At 61.6% G+C, this 13,336-nt stretch carries 18 protein-coding genes; 9 read left to right on the top strand and 9 right to left on the bottom strand.

Going from position 1 to position 13,336, the window contains the following annotated elements; translation table 11 throughout:
- Window positions 1-153 precede the first annotated feature (153 nt).
- The 4 genes from NKJ90_RS04760 to NKJ90_RS04745 all read left to right on the top strand — a co-directional run bounded on the left by NKJ90_RS04760 (window position 154) and on the right by NKJ90_RS04745 (window position 1,948).
- Complete coding sequence (locus NKJ90_RS04760) at window positions 154-453, top strand: DUF1236 domain-containing protein (protein ID WP_023759824.1); 300 nt, start codon at window positions 154-156, stop codon at window positions 451-453.
- A 276-nt stretch (window positions 454-729) separates the two neighbouring features.
- Window positions 730-1,095: a PRC-barrel domain-containing protein gene (locus NKJ90_RS04755; protein WP_023758279.1), complete on the top strand. Its 366-nt coding sequence runs from the start codon at window positions 730-732 to the stop codon at window positions 1,093-1,095.
- Window positions 1,096-1,179: 84 nt separating this feature from the next.
- The gene (locus NKJ90_RS04750; RefSeq protein WP_352485736.1) at window positions 1,180-1,458 is read left to right on the top strand and encodes a hypothetical protein; all 279 of its coding nucleotides are present in this window, start codon (window positions 1,180-1,182) and stop codon (window positions 1,456-1,458) included.
- Window positions 1,459-1,798: 340 nt separating this feature from the next.
- Window positions 1,799-1,948 carry a hypothetical protein gene (locus NKJ90_RS04745; protein ID WP_245266653.1) on the top strand — a complete coding sequence of 50 codons (150 nt, stop codon included), beginning with the start codon at window positions 1,799-1,801 and terminating at the stop codon, window positions 1,946-1,948.
- A 143-nt stretch (window positions 1,949-2,091) separates the two neighbouring features.
- Here NKJ90_RS04745 and NKJ90_RS04740 read toward each other — a convergent pair whose 3' ends face one another.
- Window positions 2,092-2,532 carry a DUF2267 domain-containing protein gene (locus NKJ90_RS04740; RefSeq protein WP_023759820.1) on the bottom strand — a complete coding sequence of 147 codons (441 nt, stop codon included), beginning with the start codon at window positions 2,530-2,532 and terminating at the stop codon, window positions 2,092-2,094.
- A gap of 18 nt (window positions 2,533-2,550) precedes the next feature.
- Window positions 2,551-2,922 carry a type 1 periplasmic-binding domain-containing protein gene (locus tag NKJ90_RS04735; RefSeq protein ID WP_023759819.1) on the bottom strand — a complete coding sequence of 124 codons (372 nt, stop codon included), beginning with the start codon at window positions 2,920-2,922 and terminating at the stop codon, window positions 2,551-2,553.
- 76 nt (window positions 2,923-2,998) lie between these two features.
- On the opposite strand from NKJ90_RS04735, the gene ku (NKJ90_RS04730) reads away from it, so the two are divergent.
- From ku (NKJ90_RS04730) to NKJ90_RS04715, 4 genes are read left to right on the top strand one after another with little or no spacing between them, the layout of a single operon-like run.
- Complete coding sequence (ku, locus tag NKJ90_RS04730) at window positions 2,999-3,799, top strand: non-homologous end joining protein Ku (RefSeq protein ID WP_023759818.1); 801 nt, start codon at window positions 2,999-3,001, stop codon at window positions 3,797-3,799.
- A 51-nt stretch (window positions 3,800-3,850) separates the two neighbouring features.
- On the top strand, window positions 3,851-4,222 hold the full coding sequence (locus tag NKJ90_RS04725) for a hypothetical protein (RefSeq protein WP_050589538.1): 372 nt from the start codon (window positions 3,851-3,853) through the stop codon (window positions 4,220-4,222).
- The gene (locus NKJ90_RS04720) at window positions 4,174-5,121 is read left to right on the top strand and encodes a cytochrome P450 (RefSeq protein ID WP_050589537.1); all 948 of its coding nucleotides are present in this window, start codon (window positions 4,174-4,176) and stop codon (window positions 5,119-5,121) included. Before NKJ90_RS04725 ends, NKJ90_RS04720 begins: the two co-directional genes overlap by 49 nt.
- The gene (locus NKJ90_RS04715) at window positions 5,118-6,116 is read left to right on the top strand and encodes an ATP-dependent DNA ligase (protein ID WP_023759817.1); all 999 of its coding nucleotides are present in this window, start codon (window positions 5,118-5,120) and stop codon (window positions 6,114-6,116) included. Before NKJ90_RS04720 ends, NKJ90_RS04715 begins: the two co-directional genes overlap by 4 nt.
- A gap of 82 nt (window positions 6,117-6,198) precedes the next feature.
- Here the strand turns inward: NKJ90_RS04715 and ligD are convergent, their stop codons facing one another.
- The 3 genes from ligD to NKJ90_RS04700 all read right to left on the bottom strand — a co-directional run bounded on the left by ligD (window position 6,199) and on the right by NKJ90_RS04700 (window position 10,075).
- Complete coding sequence (gene ligD, locus NKJ90_RS04710; protein ID WP_023759816.1) at window positions 6,199-8,742, bottom strand: DNA ligase D; 2,544 nt, start codon at window positions 8,740-8,742, stop codon at window positions 6,199-6,201.
- A gap of 3 nt (window positions 8,743-8,745) precedes the next feature.
- Window positions 8,746-9,615: a non-homologous end joining protein Ku gene (gene ku, locus NKJ90_RS04705; protein ID WP_023759815.1), complete on the bottom strand. Its 870-nt coding sequence runs from the start codon at window positions 9,613-9,615 to the stop codon at window positions 8,746-8,748.
- A gap of 259 nt (window positions 9,616-9,874) precedes the next feature.
- Window positions 9,875-10,075 carry a hypothetical protein gene (locus NKJ90_RS04700; RefSeq protein WP_023759814.1) on the bottom strand — a complete coding sequence of 67 codons (201 nt, stop codon included), beginning with the start codon at window positions 10,073-10,075 and terminating at the stop codon, window positions 9,875-9,877.
- A 248-nt stretch (window positions 10,076-10,323) separates the two neighbouring features.
- On the opposite strand from NKJ90_RS04700, the gene NKJ90_RS04695 reads away from it, so the two are divergent.
- Window positions 10,324-10,764 carry a hypothetical protein gene (locus NKJ90_RS04695; RefSeq protein WP_023759813.1) on the top strand — a complete coding sequence of 147 codons (441 nt, stop codon included), beginning with the start codon at window positions 10,324-10,326 and terminating at the stop codon, window positions 10,762-10,764.
- A 71-nt stretch (window positions 10,765-10,835) separates the two neighbouring features.
- Here NKJ90_RS04695 and NKJ90_RS04690 read toward each other — a convergent pair whose 3' ends face one another.
- From NKJ90_RS04690 to NKJ90_RS04675, 4 genes are all read right to left on the bottom strand, one after another.
- A complete protein-coding gene (locus NKJ90_RS04690) occupies window positions 10,836-11,054 on the bottom strand; it encodes a hypothetical protein (RefSeq protein WP_084025454.1) in 219 nt (72 codons plus the stop codon).
- Window positions 11,055-11,064: 10 nt separating this feature from the next.
- Complete coding sequence (locus tag NKJ90_RS04685) at window positions 11,065-11,244, bottom strand: hypothetical protein (protein WP_084025452.1); 180 nt, start codon at window positions 11,242-11,244, stop codon at window positions 11,065-11,067.
- Window positions 11,245-11,476: 232 nt separating this feature from the next.
- The gene (locus NKJ90_RS04680; protein WP_023759809.1) at window positions 11,477-12,247 is read right to left on the bottom strand and encodes an SDR family oxidoreductase; all 771 of its coding nucleotides are present in this window, start codon (window positions 12,245-12,247) and stop codon (window positions 11,477-11,479) included.
- A 13-nt stretch (window positions 12,248-12,260) separates the two neighbouring features.
- On the bottom strand, window positions 12,261-13,256 hold the full coding sequence (locus NKJ90_RS04675) for an ABC transporter permease (protein WP_031260342.1): 996 nt from the start codon (window positions 13,254-13,256) through the stop codon (window positions 12,261-12,263).
- Window positions 13,257-13,336 lie beyond the last annotated feature (80 nt).

The raw sequence follows: 13,336 nt of genomic DNA, 5'->3' as shown, positions 1-13,336 counted from the left end.
GTTCCCGGTCTGTTAGCGGGCGGTTCGGAGGAACAAGCCGCATCCGATGGCGTTTACGACCAGGCAGCCCGGGCTGCGGGCGGCAACGATGTGACGCAGCCGAGAGGTGGCCAGCTTTCACAGGAGACCATCCAGCTTTCAAAGGAGACCATCATGAGATTGCATCTTACCAGTGTTGCGGCGGGCTTCCTGCTGCTGGCGGGCGTTGGCGCGGCGGCTGCTCAGGATGTGGTGATTCAACCCGAGCAGGAAACGGTCATCAAGGAGTATGTGAGGAAGCAGCCTCTGGCTTCAGTTAACCTGCCCGGCGTCGAGCTCAACATCGGTTCCGCCTTGCCCGATACCGTCGAACTGCACGAGATACCCAACGTCCAATACCGCTATGTCGTCGTCGACAATCAGACGCTGCTGGTAGATCCGAGCACCCGCAAGGTGGTCAAGGTGATTCAGTGATCGGCGATCAATTCGGACGGGGGCGCTGCACGGAATTCCGACCCGCCTTTTTCCGTAGCAGAGGCGGTGAGGGTACCCTCGTCGCCTTTCGCTACTGTTCGAACCGAGGACCAGGAATTCCGTTATCGGCAGGCGTTATCGCAGCCGTGTAACGACGTGCTGTGCGACGGCCACTCCGTCGAGTCCGGACCACAGAGCACCGGCAGTTTTTTGGGAACATCAGCGCCGACCGCCCGTTTGGTGGGTATCTGACTTGGACAGAGAGGAGCTCAAGAAATGCCAACTCCGAGTGGCCATACCGACGCCATCCGCGCCTCGCGCGTGATTGGCACAACTGTCTACAACACGGCGGGCGAGGAAATTGGTACGATCGACGACGTGATGCTCGAAAAGACCGCGAATGGCATCATGTTCGCAGTGATTTCCTTTGGCGGTTTTCTGGGCATCGGTGAAAGATACCACGCGGTGCCATGGTCCCTCTTGGATTATGATCCGGACCGCGGCGGATACGTTGTCTCTTTCAGCACAGATCAGCTCAAGGCCGCGCCCGCCTACTCGATCGATGAACTCACCGTCGACGATGGAAGGCCGGCCCGCGAAGCTTCGTATCGATATTGGAGGGTCGAACCCTACTGGCACTGATCGTTATGCCAGCCCTTGCGGCGTATGCTGATGTGGGCGCGAATGCGCGCTCCGAAGGTGAATGCCGAAGCCTAGGAGAGCCCGATGACACCAGGCCCGATGACACCAGGTAAGAAACCCGTCGTCACATCCGAAGGACCAGCACTCGAAAAGCAGGATTGGGACGCGATCCGAGGCAGCGAGGTTCTTCCGGATGGTGTGCCGCCAGACGGCGACAGTCGCAACGCCACCGAGAAGAGTGGTGAATTGCCCGACGAAGAGGACGATAACGCGTACCAGAACAGCGACGAAGCGCTGCCGGATGACGAGGAAGAGCGTCTCATTTCGCAGAACCCCTCGAAGCTGGACATCGACGAGCCGTAGAATTCCCTCAGTCGACGGTTGCAGAAAGACGCGCGAAGCAGCGTGGAACGACAGCTTCCAGTCGCTGAGCTGGATAGCGACGCTCTCAAATGCTCTGTGAGAGCGGCTGGTCATTGCGCAGGGGATCGGATGTCAGGACCGACATGCCTCATCTTGTTGATCCTGAAATCCGCATCCTCCGCAGCAAGGACCAGGAGAGAGTCCACAACGAGAATCGTGCCGACGAATAGCGCGGTTCGTGGGAGATTACTGGATACGATGGAGGCAGCAGCCAATGTCACGCGGAAGCAAGAAACAAATCGGAGCGGGTTCACGTGGAAAGGGTTCCGGCACGGGCGCCATGACCATGACGCCGAAGGACAAGCTCAAGGAAAACCAGATCCTGTCTAATCGCGACAAGGCCCAGCATACCCGAGAACGTGGCCTGGATTCCAAACAGGTCGCAACCGAGCAGCGCCAGGACCAGTCTGCCAACCGTTTGCGGGACTGACGGCCCATCGGCGTCCGCAGCGCGCTGGTAACTTGCGAAAAAGAGGATTGGTGGCTTTCCGGGGTGCGGAACCCGCTTCCACTGGTTCGGGAGGCACTGAACGTCTCCTGAGCACCAACTGAAAATGATAGGCTGGTTTAGCGCTATCGGACGCCGACGCTGTCGGGCCAGAGCGCCTGGATTTCCTTCGGCAGTGCATCCCGCACCTTTGCCGACTGGCCAAGGTCGACATGCCGCGCCAGCACCCGAAAGACCGAACGCGCCGCATCCTCGGGGTCGACAGGGCGAATGGTCTTCAATTCCTCACTGATACGCTGCGAGAATTCTTCCAGCGAGCCTGTCTTTTCGGCCTCAGCCGCAGGCCGGTACTGGTCGTAGTAGGCGCCGCGTACCAGCAGCGGCAGCTCAGCGCCCAGTTTGGCGGCGAGCCCGAGTTGCAGCCTGTCCCTTAGCGTCCGCAGGACAGCGCCCAATATGTGCCAGGCAATGCGCCGGTCGGGACCCAGATCGGCCATGATCTCGTCGAGCCAGATGTTGGTGGTCTGCAGCGTCTTGTCGAAGACATCCAAGCCGGTTGCGCTCATCATCGCCTCCTTGCAAACTCATGACTGGATCGAAACGATGCTCGGGGACAATTGTTTCGTCATCCGAGGACAATTATTGTCTCGGCGGCGAGCAAATTGGTGCCTGTGGCAAGCACCGGAAAAGACGGGGCCAGATGCCCGCGAGAATGCGCACGCCATGCTGTGGCCGTACATCGTTTCCGTCTCGATCAGAACAGCGCGGCGCTTGCCCATTACATCGTAGAGATATCGGGCAATGGCTGCTCCGGTCTGATCGTCCCGGTTGGTGAAGCAAAAGACGTTCGTCAAAGCGCGCTCGGTCAGCGCCGTGTCGGAAGCGATGGGCGTGATCATCGCGAGGTCGTGGGCGGCATAGATATCGGCCGCGGCGATGGTGACGATGTTGTTCACGGCCTTCAGTCGCGTGAGACCGGGAACAATCGATCTGTCTGGCGCGTTCGACTGTTTTGCATCTCAAGGTTTCCCAATGGCGCCACGTCCCTTCTGGAAAGGCTATCTGAAGCTCTCGCTGGTCACCTGCCCGGTCGCGATGACGCCCGCTACCACCGAGAGTGAAAAGGTCCGCTTCCACACGCTCAATCGCAAGAGCGGGAACCGCGTCGTCAGCCAGTATGTCGATGCCGTCAGCGGTAAGCCGGTGGCTGAGGACGATGAGGTGAAGGGCTACCAACGCGGCGAGGACGAATTTGTGCTTCTCGAGGATGAGGAGCTCGACGCGGTCGCACTGGAGAGCACGCGGACGATCGATATCGATATGTTCGTCGAGGCCGACAGCATCGGCTGGATCTGGTACGACAAGCCTCACTACCTGACGCCGGACGATCCGGTCGGGGAGGAGGCATTCTCGGTCATTCGCGATGCGATGAAGTCGACCGGAACCGTTGGGATATCGCGGCTGGTGATGTATCGGCGCGAGCGTGCCGTGATGCTGGAGCCGCGTGACAAGGGTATTGTGCTGTGGACGCTTCGCTACGGCGATGAGGTGCGCGACCCCAAGGGCTACTTCGGCCAGATCAGCGAGAGAAAACCTGACAAGAAGCTGATGGACATGGTCGAGACCCTGATCGACGAGCGTACCAAGCAATGGGATCCCGCCATGTCGGCAGATCCCGTCCAAGCGCGACTGCTCGAGATCATCGCCTCGAAGAAGAAGGGCAAGAAGCGCCCGGCCAAAGCCAAGGCCGAGGCTGGGCAGCCGCCCAGCAACGTGATCGACATCATGGATGCGCTGCGCAAAAGCATCCGTTCGGAGGCGGGAAAAAAATAGGTCCTTGGAGGAGGAAGGGCAGGGTGGCGGCGGCGCAAACGAGGCAAGATCATGAAGGCCATCCCCCATGAACCCGCTTTGGACAATACACTGGCACTGCTTCGCGAAGTCTACGAGTTTATCGGCCGTCGATGCGACCGGCTCAACACCGACATCTTTGCCACGCGCCTGCTGTTGAAAAGGGCGATCTGCGTCCGCGGCGCAAGCGCCGCCGAAATGTTCTATGGCGGCGACCGCTTCACCCGAAACGGTGCGATGCCGCAAACGACGCTGCGACTGCTGCAGGACAAGGGCAGTGTCCAGGGTCTCGACGATGGCGCGCCCATCGCCACCGCAAGGCAATGTTTCTTTCCTTGCTCCTTGCGGCGGATCCGGTGGAGCGCCTGCGCACGATTTTCCGCGAGGAGTGGCTTGAGGCGCTGAGGCACTGGCAGCGGCGCGGCGAGATCAGCCTGTTCGAAGAGGTGAACCTCATCCTGACGAGATCCGTCGCGCGATGGTCGGCACTGCCGCTCGACGAAATCAGCGCCGAAGGCCTCTGTCGCGAACTGAGCGGCATGGTCGAGAATGCCGGCGGTTTCGGACCGAACACGTGGCTTGCACTTTGGCGGCGCCGGCGAACGGAGCGATTTGTCGGCTCCGTGGTACGGCGTATCCGCTCAGGAGAACTCACGCTCGGCGAAAACGCACCGATCCGGATCATAGCCGAGCATCGTGATGAGACAGGAAATCTGCTCGAAATATCGGACGCAGCGGTCGAAATCATCAATATCCTGCGCCCGGTGGTCGCGATCGGCCGCTACATCGTCTTTACCGCCATGGCGCTGAATGAGCAGCAACAATGGGCGGATCGCTTCGCAGCCGGGGATGAGGCCAGCCTTGAAGCGTTCGCCGAAGAGGTGAGACGGCTTTATCCGTTCTTTCCGTTCATCGGCGGCGTCGCCCGGGAGACGTTCGAGTGGCATGGCTACAGGATCGACAAGGGCGCCTGGGTGCTGCTTGATCTCCACGGTACCAATCATGACCCGCGGCGGTTTCCCGCGCCGGACACCTTTTCGCTCGACCGCGACATTGGCTGGCGGATGCAAGGCTTCGATTTCGTACCGCATGGCGGCGGCGACGCTTCGGTTACGCATCGTTGTCCGGGCGAGGCAGTGACAGTCGCGTTGATGAAGGAGGCGATCCGTGTGTTAACCCGATCGATGACGTACGAAATCACCGACAAAGTGTCGCCGCTGGACCTGTCTCGCATACCGGCACTGCCGAAAAAGGGCCTGCGAATGCGCGACATCCGCCGCAGCGACACCGGGGCAGGGCAATGAGCGGCGACTTCGCCTTGCCACTCGACACGCCTCCCATGGAAGCCAAGGCGGCAGACGAAATTCCCGAAGGAGAGGGTTGGCAATATGAGCGCAAATGGGACGGCTTCCGTTGCCTGGCGTTCCGACAGGGCGAGGCGGTAGATCTGCGTGCGAAATCGGGCAAGCCGCTCGGCCGATACTTTCCCGAGCTCGTCGCGACATTGAAGGAGCTGCCGTCGCCGCGCTTTGTCGCCGATGGCGAGATCGTTGTCTCGATCGCCGGTAAATTGTCATTCGCCGCGCTGCAGATGCGGCTTCATCCGGCAGCGACGCGGATACGCAAGCTGTCCGTCGAAACGCCGGCCGATCTGATCTTGTTCGACATACTCTGCGACGAGCATGGAGAACTCATAACGAACCGGACGCTGAAGGAACGCAGGGCGGCGCTCGAGGAGTTTGTCGCTTCGGCCGATCGCAAGAACATTCTACTCTCGCATGCTACACGCGACGTAAGCGAGGCACGTTCCTGGCTGAGCGATGCAGGACATGGATCGACGGACGGCGTCGTCGCCAAGCGGCTGGACGAGCCATACCGGCCAGGCGTGCGGTCGATGGTGAAGGTGAAGCGACTGCGTTCGGCCGATTGCGTGGTCGGCGGTTTTCGCTATCTCAACAACAGTTCGCAGGTCGGCTCCTTGCTGCTGGGCCTCTATGATGATGCGGGCAAGCTCGATCATGTCGGGTTCACCTCGACAATTGCAAATGACCACAGGGCCGAGCTCACCCGCAAGCTTGAAGCGATGCGCGAACCGCCGGGCTTCACCGGAAAGGCACCGGGTGGGCCGAGCCGCTGGAGCACCGAGCGCAGCAGCGAATGGGAGCCGGTTCGGCCGGAACTGGTGGTGGAAGTTCGATTCGATCATGTGACCGGCGATCGTTTCCGGCACGGCACCAAATTCTTGCGCTGGCGACCGGAAAAGGCGCCAGAGCAGTGCACGTTCGAGCAAATCGCCTAGGGCAATTCCAGGAAAGATGTGGAAACGTTTTGCCACCCGGAATTGCGTCGAGGCAAAGGCGCCTGCTCTGCGTTGATGCTCCTCAAGCCGCTTTCTTGCGCTGACGCTCTTCGATTGGCGCCGCGGCTGTGCGAAAATCTTGCCATGGATCAGAAGACAGCGAGGCAAGCCGGGTTGGGGTGTTTTCCACTGTGAAATAGGCCGGCCCGACGCTGGGGCCGAGTTCGTCCCATGACAGCGGCATCGAAACTGCCGCTCCCGGCCGTGCCCTTGTCGAATAAGGAGCGACCGCGGTGGCACCGCGCTGGTTGCGCAGATAGTCGACGAGGATTTTCCCGCGCCGCTTGGACTTTGTGATGGTCGCGACGTAGCGGCTGGGACTGTCGGAGGCCATGGCGTCCGCGACTCCCTTGGTGAAGGCTTTCACGGCGGGCCATTCGGCTTGCGGCTTCAACGGCGCTACCACATGCAGGCCCTTGCCGCCGGAGGTCTTGAGGAATGGGACAAGCCCTGCTTCCCGCAGCCGCTCGCGTGTCTCGACAGCCGCTTCGGTCATCGCCTCCCAGCTCACGCCCTCGCCGGGGTCGAGATCCATGATGATCGTATCGGGACGCTCCCAGTCGCTCACCATCGACCCCCAGGGGTGAATCTCCAGCGCCGCCGACTGGACGAGACCCATCAAGCCGTCGAGGTCGTTGATGCTGATCAGCTTCTCATCCGGCGGATCCCTGGGGTCCTGGACCAGCACGATGTTGGGATTGAGACCCTTCCAGGCATGCTTCTGGAAGAACTGCTCGCCTGAAATGCCGTTGGGGCAGCGCAGCAGTGCCAACGCACGCCCGACCATATAGGGCGACGCATAGCGCCAGGCTTCGGCATAGTAGTCGGCGAGGCCCTCCTTGGTGACGCCCTGGTCCGGCCAGTAGAGGCGATCGGGATGGGTGAGCTTGACGGTCCGCCGCTGCGGCTGTTCGGTCTCCTTGTTCATCTTCGTCGCCTCGCGGACGATCTCTTTGGCTGGCTTGTCTTCGCGAAGTCCGCGAAACGAGGCATGGCGAAGATTGCCGTCGGCGGTCCAGGCGCGAAACTCGATCTCGGCGACGAGTTCGGGTCTGACATAACGGACCTGCCGCGCCTCTTCCGCACTCAGCCGCTCGTCGAACGGGCTCGAGGCAACGCGCATGCGCTCGAGTGTCTTGAACAGGTCCTGCGCGACCGCGGCCGTGTAACCAGTGCCGACGCGCCCGACATGGTGAAGCTTGCCTTGGTCATGGACGCCGAGCACGAGCGAGCCGATGGCATTGCGCGAGGTGGTCGACGGCACATAGCCGGCCACGACGAACTCCTGCCGCGCGGAGCATTTGGACTTGACCCAATTCCTGCCGCGGCCGGAGCGATAGGGCGCATCGCGAAGCTTGGAGACGACGCCTTCGAGGCTCAGCCGGCAGGCATGCCGCAGCACCAGCGCGCCGTTCTCCTCGAAATGCTGGCTGTAACGGATGAGCTCTGGGCCGGCGGCTGTGATCTTTCCCAACAGCTCCTTGCGTTCGGCCAAGGCGACATCGCGCAGATCGTATCCATCGAGATACAGCAGGTCGAAGACGTAGAAGCGAAAGCGATCGTTGCGCCCGGTGCTGAGATCGGCTTGCAGGGCGCCGAAGTCGGATGCGCCGACCGATGTCTCAACCACGAGTTCGCCGTCGATCAGTGCCGTGCCGACGGCGAGTTCGGCCAGCGCCGTAACGACCGCCTTGCCGAACTTCTGCGTCCAGTCGAGGCCGCTGCGCGTCAGCAGCTTCACCCGGCCGGCTTCGATCCTGGCCTGCAGCCGGTAACCGTCGAATTTGATCTCGTGCAGCCAGCGTTGACCTGATGGCGCCGTCGAAACTAGCGTCGCCAGCGTCGGCTCGACGAAATCCGGAAGCGCCGCCTTCCTGGCGCCCTTGATGCTGGACGGGTCCGTCACGTCGACAGGGGCGGTCTGCTCTTGGAGCGGGGCGGCCTTTGTGTGCCGGCCACGGGTCTTTCGGATGCGGCCGGTGCTCGATGACCAGCCGGGCTCCTCGCCGGCGATATCTTCGATATCGCGGCCGGTCAGGACCGATTCCGGACGCTCGTCCAGGATGTCGGCCTCGCTCTTATCGCGCGCGGCGTCGTCGTCGCCCTTGATCAGCAGCCAGTTCTCACGTTTTTCCCGCGGCTTTCCGGCCATGCGCACCAGATGCCACCGGCCGCCAAGTTTCTCGCCATGCAGTACGAAATCCATTTGGCCCTTGGCGTAGCCACGGCGGGCATCGCCGATCGGGGTCCAGGTGCCCTTGTCCCACAGGAGGACGGCCCCGCCGCCATATTCGCCCTTCGGGATCGTCCCTTCGAAGCCGCCATAGTCCAGGGGATGATCCTCGACATGCACGGCAAGACGCTTTTCGCCGGGGACGAGGCTCGGTCCCTTGGTGACCGCCCAGCTCTTCAGCACGCCATCCATTTCGAGACGGAAGTCGTAATGGAGCCGCGTTGCGGCATGTTTCTGGATGACGAAGCTGTTGCCGGTCTTCGCCGCCTTGCGGCCCTGCGGTTCAGGGGTGATGGAGAAATTGCGCTTCTTGCGATAGGTCTCGAGCGCCATCTGTCAGCCGGCTTTCCGACGCGGTGCGGTTTCCTTTGCCCTCGCACGCTGCGGTTCCTTGGATTTTGCAGCGCCTTTCCGCGGCGTTGGCTGTTTTTCGCCAACGCCTGCACTTTGGCGCAGCGCGTCCATGAGGTCGACGACCTTCTCGCGCTTCGGTTGTTTGGGTGGCTCGATCTTCCTGCCCTCAAGCTTCGCCTTGACGAGTTCGGCAAGCGCCGCCTCGTAGCGGTCGTCGAATGTGGTCGGGTCGAACTTGCCTCGCTTGGTTTTGATGATGTGCTCGGCCAGATCGAGCATCTCGCCCTGGACCTTGATGTCGGGTACGTCCTCGAAGGCGTCGGTCGCCGAGCGCACTTCATAGTCGAAATTGAGCGTGGTCCCGATCAGGCCCTCGTCGTAGACGCGGATAAGCAAGGTGCGGACGCGCCGGAACAGAACCGTTTGGGCGATGGCGGCGACTTTCTTCCGACGCATGCCTTCACGGATGAGCGTGAATGCCTCTTCGCCATGCTTGTCCGAAGGAGCTAGGTAGTAGGGTTTGTCGAAATACACGTCGTCGACGCCCGAGCAGCCGACGAAGGCCGAGACCGACAGTGTCTTGTCGCTTTCGGGGACGGCGGCGGCGACCTCGTCGGGCTCGACCACGACATACTCGCCCGAACCTGTCTCATAACCCTTGACCTGCTCGTCCTTCTCCACCGGCTTACCGGTCTCGCTATCGACGAACTCGCGATGAACCCTGTGGCCGGTCGCGCGGTTTACCGTGTGAAAGGCGATCCGCTCGGAAGTCGAGGCGGCGGTGTAGAGCGCCACCGGGCAGCTGAGCTCCCCTACCTTCAGGAAACCTTTCCAATTTGCCCTGGGCGCCAAAATACTGCCTCGCTGGTTCAACACGTGAGCAGGTGCAACGTGGCGGCGCCGGGATTTGTTCCTGGAGATAAACAATCATGCCATGCGATCGCGGCCGCTACCTGCAAACCCTCTCTTCACGCGCCTGCCGAATGGTCTCGTACCGCCTGGCGAAAACCTTGGAAGCAATGTCGAGCCGCGAAGGAGCCGCGCCCGTGGGAGCGGCGGAACATCAACGGCTCCGCACGAGGCGCCGGCGGTTCGTTGGCTCATGCCGGTGTTAGGGACCTCCGGCCATGGAGCCGACGACCACCATAACCAGCGCGTCGACGTCGATCTCGCCATCGACGATTATTTTATCGCCATCCCGTCGAACCTTGAGTTTCGACGGGTTTTCGGCCGCCTGCCTTTCGAGTTCCTCTATCACTCCGGTGATCGCCTTGACCTCGAGCGGTCGCGCTTTCATTTCGCTGGCACCCATTCCAGAACACTCCTTCTTTTGGCTTGGGACAATGCTTGAATTCGCATTCGAAGCGACCCCATGGGATGCGGCGGATGTAAGCCTGTCGCCAAGCTAACCCTCGAAGGCGAGGAGTGTTCCCGATCAGTGTCCAAAGACGCAACCGTCAGCGGATCTCTTGCTGGGTACGTCAGCGGATCTCTCGCTGGGTAGTTGGAACATTTCCTGACCGGCCCAGTTTGTTGCTAGGAACATATCGGGAGTGACACATGGCAAAAGATGGCGATGAACATGGCCGTATCCGCGAGCGTGGGCTGAACGCAAGGCAGATGGAATCCGCGCGCAAGAGCGGATGGTCAGACCGGGTGTCGCAGGCGCCGAATGAGCCGGAGCCAGTGTCGACAGGGATGGTCACCCTTGTCGACCACGAGGCTATTCGTGATTGGGCAGCAGCACGCGCTGGCTTCCCCGCGCTTCTCCCGGCCGAGCCTTCGATCGAACAAAATGAGCCCTCGCTTGTCATCGTCTTCGGCCAACACACCTATCAGGACCAGGACCGAGGAGCGGATCGACCACCGACCATGGGTGGACCGGAACAGGTTGAATGGGAAGAATGGTTCGAGATTTTTGACGCCCGCGGACTTGCACTTGTGGTGGCTGAGGACAGGCCCGGCGTCCGCGAGCAATTTCATGAGTTGGTAGCACGGTGAGCTGGCGGTCCCGTACGGAGACGCCACTCACGGCTCCCGGTCGTTTATCCTTCGATTTCTGCTCAGCCGGATTATGGCTGGTGCGCTGGCCTGGTGCCGCCACCTTTCCTTTCTGCGTCATGCGTATGGTGGCTGTCACGCTCGCCGCCGCCTCCAGATATCCTGCTGCGCTTGCGCTGGTCGGAATCCGCGGGCGGTTTGTTGATCTTGAGCGGAGCCTTGGCATTTTCGTGTGAAGCGCCAGGGCCACCCTGCCGGATGCTCGCAGGGGTTTTCTTGGACGTGGACATCTTTCTCGCCTCAGCGGTCTTGCTGATTGATCTGATGAGTGGTGTTGACGTTGATATTGCCTTGCTGGCCCTGCTTCTCGGGGTTGGGAGCCTGGCGTTTGCTCGCCTCATCGAGCCGAACCGACTTGCGTTCGCCGACACCCTTGGGACTCCGATTTTCGGCTGGGACCGGTGGGGGTTTCTTGCTCATGGCTGAACTCCTTCCTGGAGAAGAACCGATGGCACGGTCGATTGTTCCGCGAATTGCCGCGCGCACTGATCATCACGCGTTCTCCGCGCTTCGGTCGGGAAGCTAAGGCTCCCGAGAAGCTGTACACAGCCAATAATCCGGCGGTCGCTGCCGAGGTTCGTCGCGCCGTCGCGAGCGGTCAAGCCGTTGCCGAAGTGCGAGGCTGTGTCACTCGCCAATGCGGGCGCAATGCTCAAGGCGGCAAAAGCCTGAAATCATTGCCCTCGGGCAACAGCTGCCCGCCGTCGACAACAATGGTCGTGCCGGTGATGTAGCTGGCGTCGTCGGAAGCGAGGAACAGGAAGGCGTTGGCGACGTCGCGCGGGCTGCCAAGGCGGCCGAGCGGAATGGAGTCCTCCATGTTCTTGATGTATGCCGCGCCGCGATGCAGCTCGATCGCCTCGGTGAGGATGTTGCCAGGCTCAACGCCGTTGACCGTGATGCCGTAGCCGGAGAATTCGAGCGCTGCAGCGCGGATGAAGCCGTTGATGCCGGCCTTGCTGGCGGAATAGTGGCCGTGGCCAGGGCTGGTGACGTGTGGGCCGGTGATGGACGAGGTGTAGAGCATGCGGCCAAAGCCTTGCGCCTTCATCGGCACCAGAGCGGCGCGGCTGGCATTGAAGGTGCCGCGCAGATTGACGGCCATGACGCGGTCCCAATCGTCGGCACTGGTGTTTTCGATCAACTGCCAGGGATAGATGCCGGCATTCTGCACGATGATGTCGAGGCGGCCGTGCTGTTTGAGCGCCAGCGCCACCGCTGCCTCTGCATCGGCCATCAGCGAGATGTCGGTGTGAATGAAAGGCACGGCCAGTTCGTCCGCGGTCGCTTGTCCGGCCCCATCCTCGGTGTCGGCGAGGACCAGCCGCGCACCCTCTTCGGCGAAGCGCCGCGCGATGCCCTTGCCGATGCCGCGGGCGCTGCCGATGATCAGCGCCACTCTGTCCTTCAGTCGGTCGGTCATGCGAGCAGTCCCGTCATGCGAGCCTCTGGCGGATGGTCTGCTTGAAAGCATCGAGCAGCACTGCGGCCAGAACCAACAGGCCATGGATCACCTGTGTGAAGTTGGCCGGCAAGCCCATCAGGTTGATTGCCGTGTTGATGGCCGAGAGCAGCAGCACCCCGGCATAGACGCCGGGCAAGGTGCCGACACCGCCTTTCAGGCTGACGCCGCCGATCACGACGGCGGCGAAAGCATTGAACAGCAGGCCGACGCCGAGATTGGCGGTGGCTCCTGACGTGCGGATCGCCAGCAGCCAGCCGGCAAGGCCGGCGATTGCGCCGGCGAGAACGAAGGCGATGACGAGATTGCGGTTGACGCGGATGCCGGCGCGAAAAGTTGCCGTCTCGTTGCCGCCAATCATGACGAGATGCCGGCCGAACGGCGTCTTGGCCATGATCAGCGAGAAGACGACGAAGCAGCCAACCGCGATCCATGCGGTGAGCGGGAGGCCGACAAGGCGCTGGATGCCGAACCAACGGATGGCCGGCGCCAGGTCCTGAGCCGAGCGGCCGCCCGAAACGACAAGCACAAGGCCGCGTACCCAGATGTAGGACGCCAGCGTGATGATGAAGGCGCTCATCTTGACCTTGACCACGAGGTAGCCGTTGAAGGCGCCGATGATGCCGCCGACAGCAAGCGCCAGCAGTAGCGAGACCGGAACCATCAGCCATTCCGGATGCAACTGCACGCCCATGCCGATGCCTGACGAGCAGAACAGGATGCCGACCGCCATGGCGCTGAGCGCGGCCACGGATTCCACCGACAGGTCCATGTGACCGGCGATGATGACCAGCGCCAGGCCGATCGACATGACGCCGAGCACGCTCGAAGCCTCGATGATGTTGGCGAAGATGCCGAGCTGGAAGTAGTTCGGGACAAAGATGGAGAAGACCACCAGCACGAACAGCAGCATGAACCAGACAAGGTTATCGAGAACGAACTCCAGGGCTTTGCGTGTGCGCGGGTTCATAGGATGATCCGGTTGGCGCATGCCCCGCGAAATCAATTCGATTTCGTCGGTTTCAGGCGCGGAGTCAAATTCGCCACGGC

Origin of the sequence: Mesorhizobium sp. M0051, from assembly GCF_040323235.1 — a bacterium.
Taxonomy (GTDB): Bacteria; Pseudomonadota; Alphaproteobacteria; order Rhizobiales; family Rhizobiaceae; genus Mesorhizobium.
This window is presented reverse-complemented; position numbering and strand designations above follow the sequence as displayed.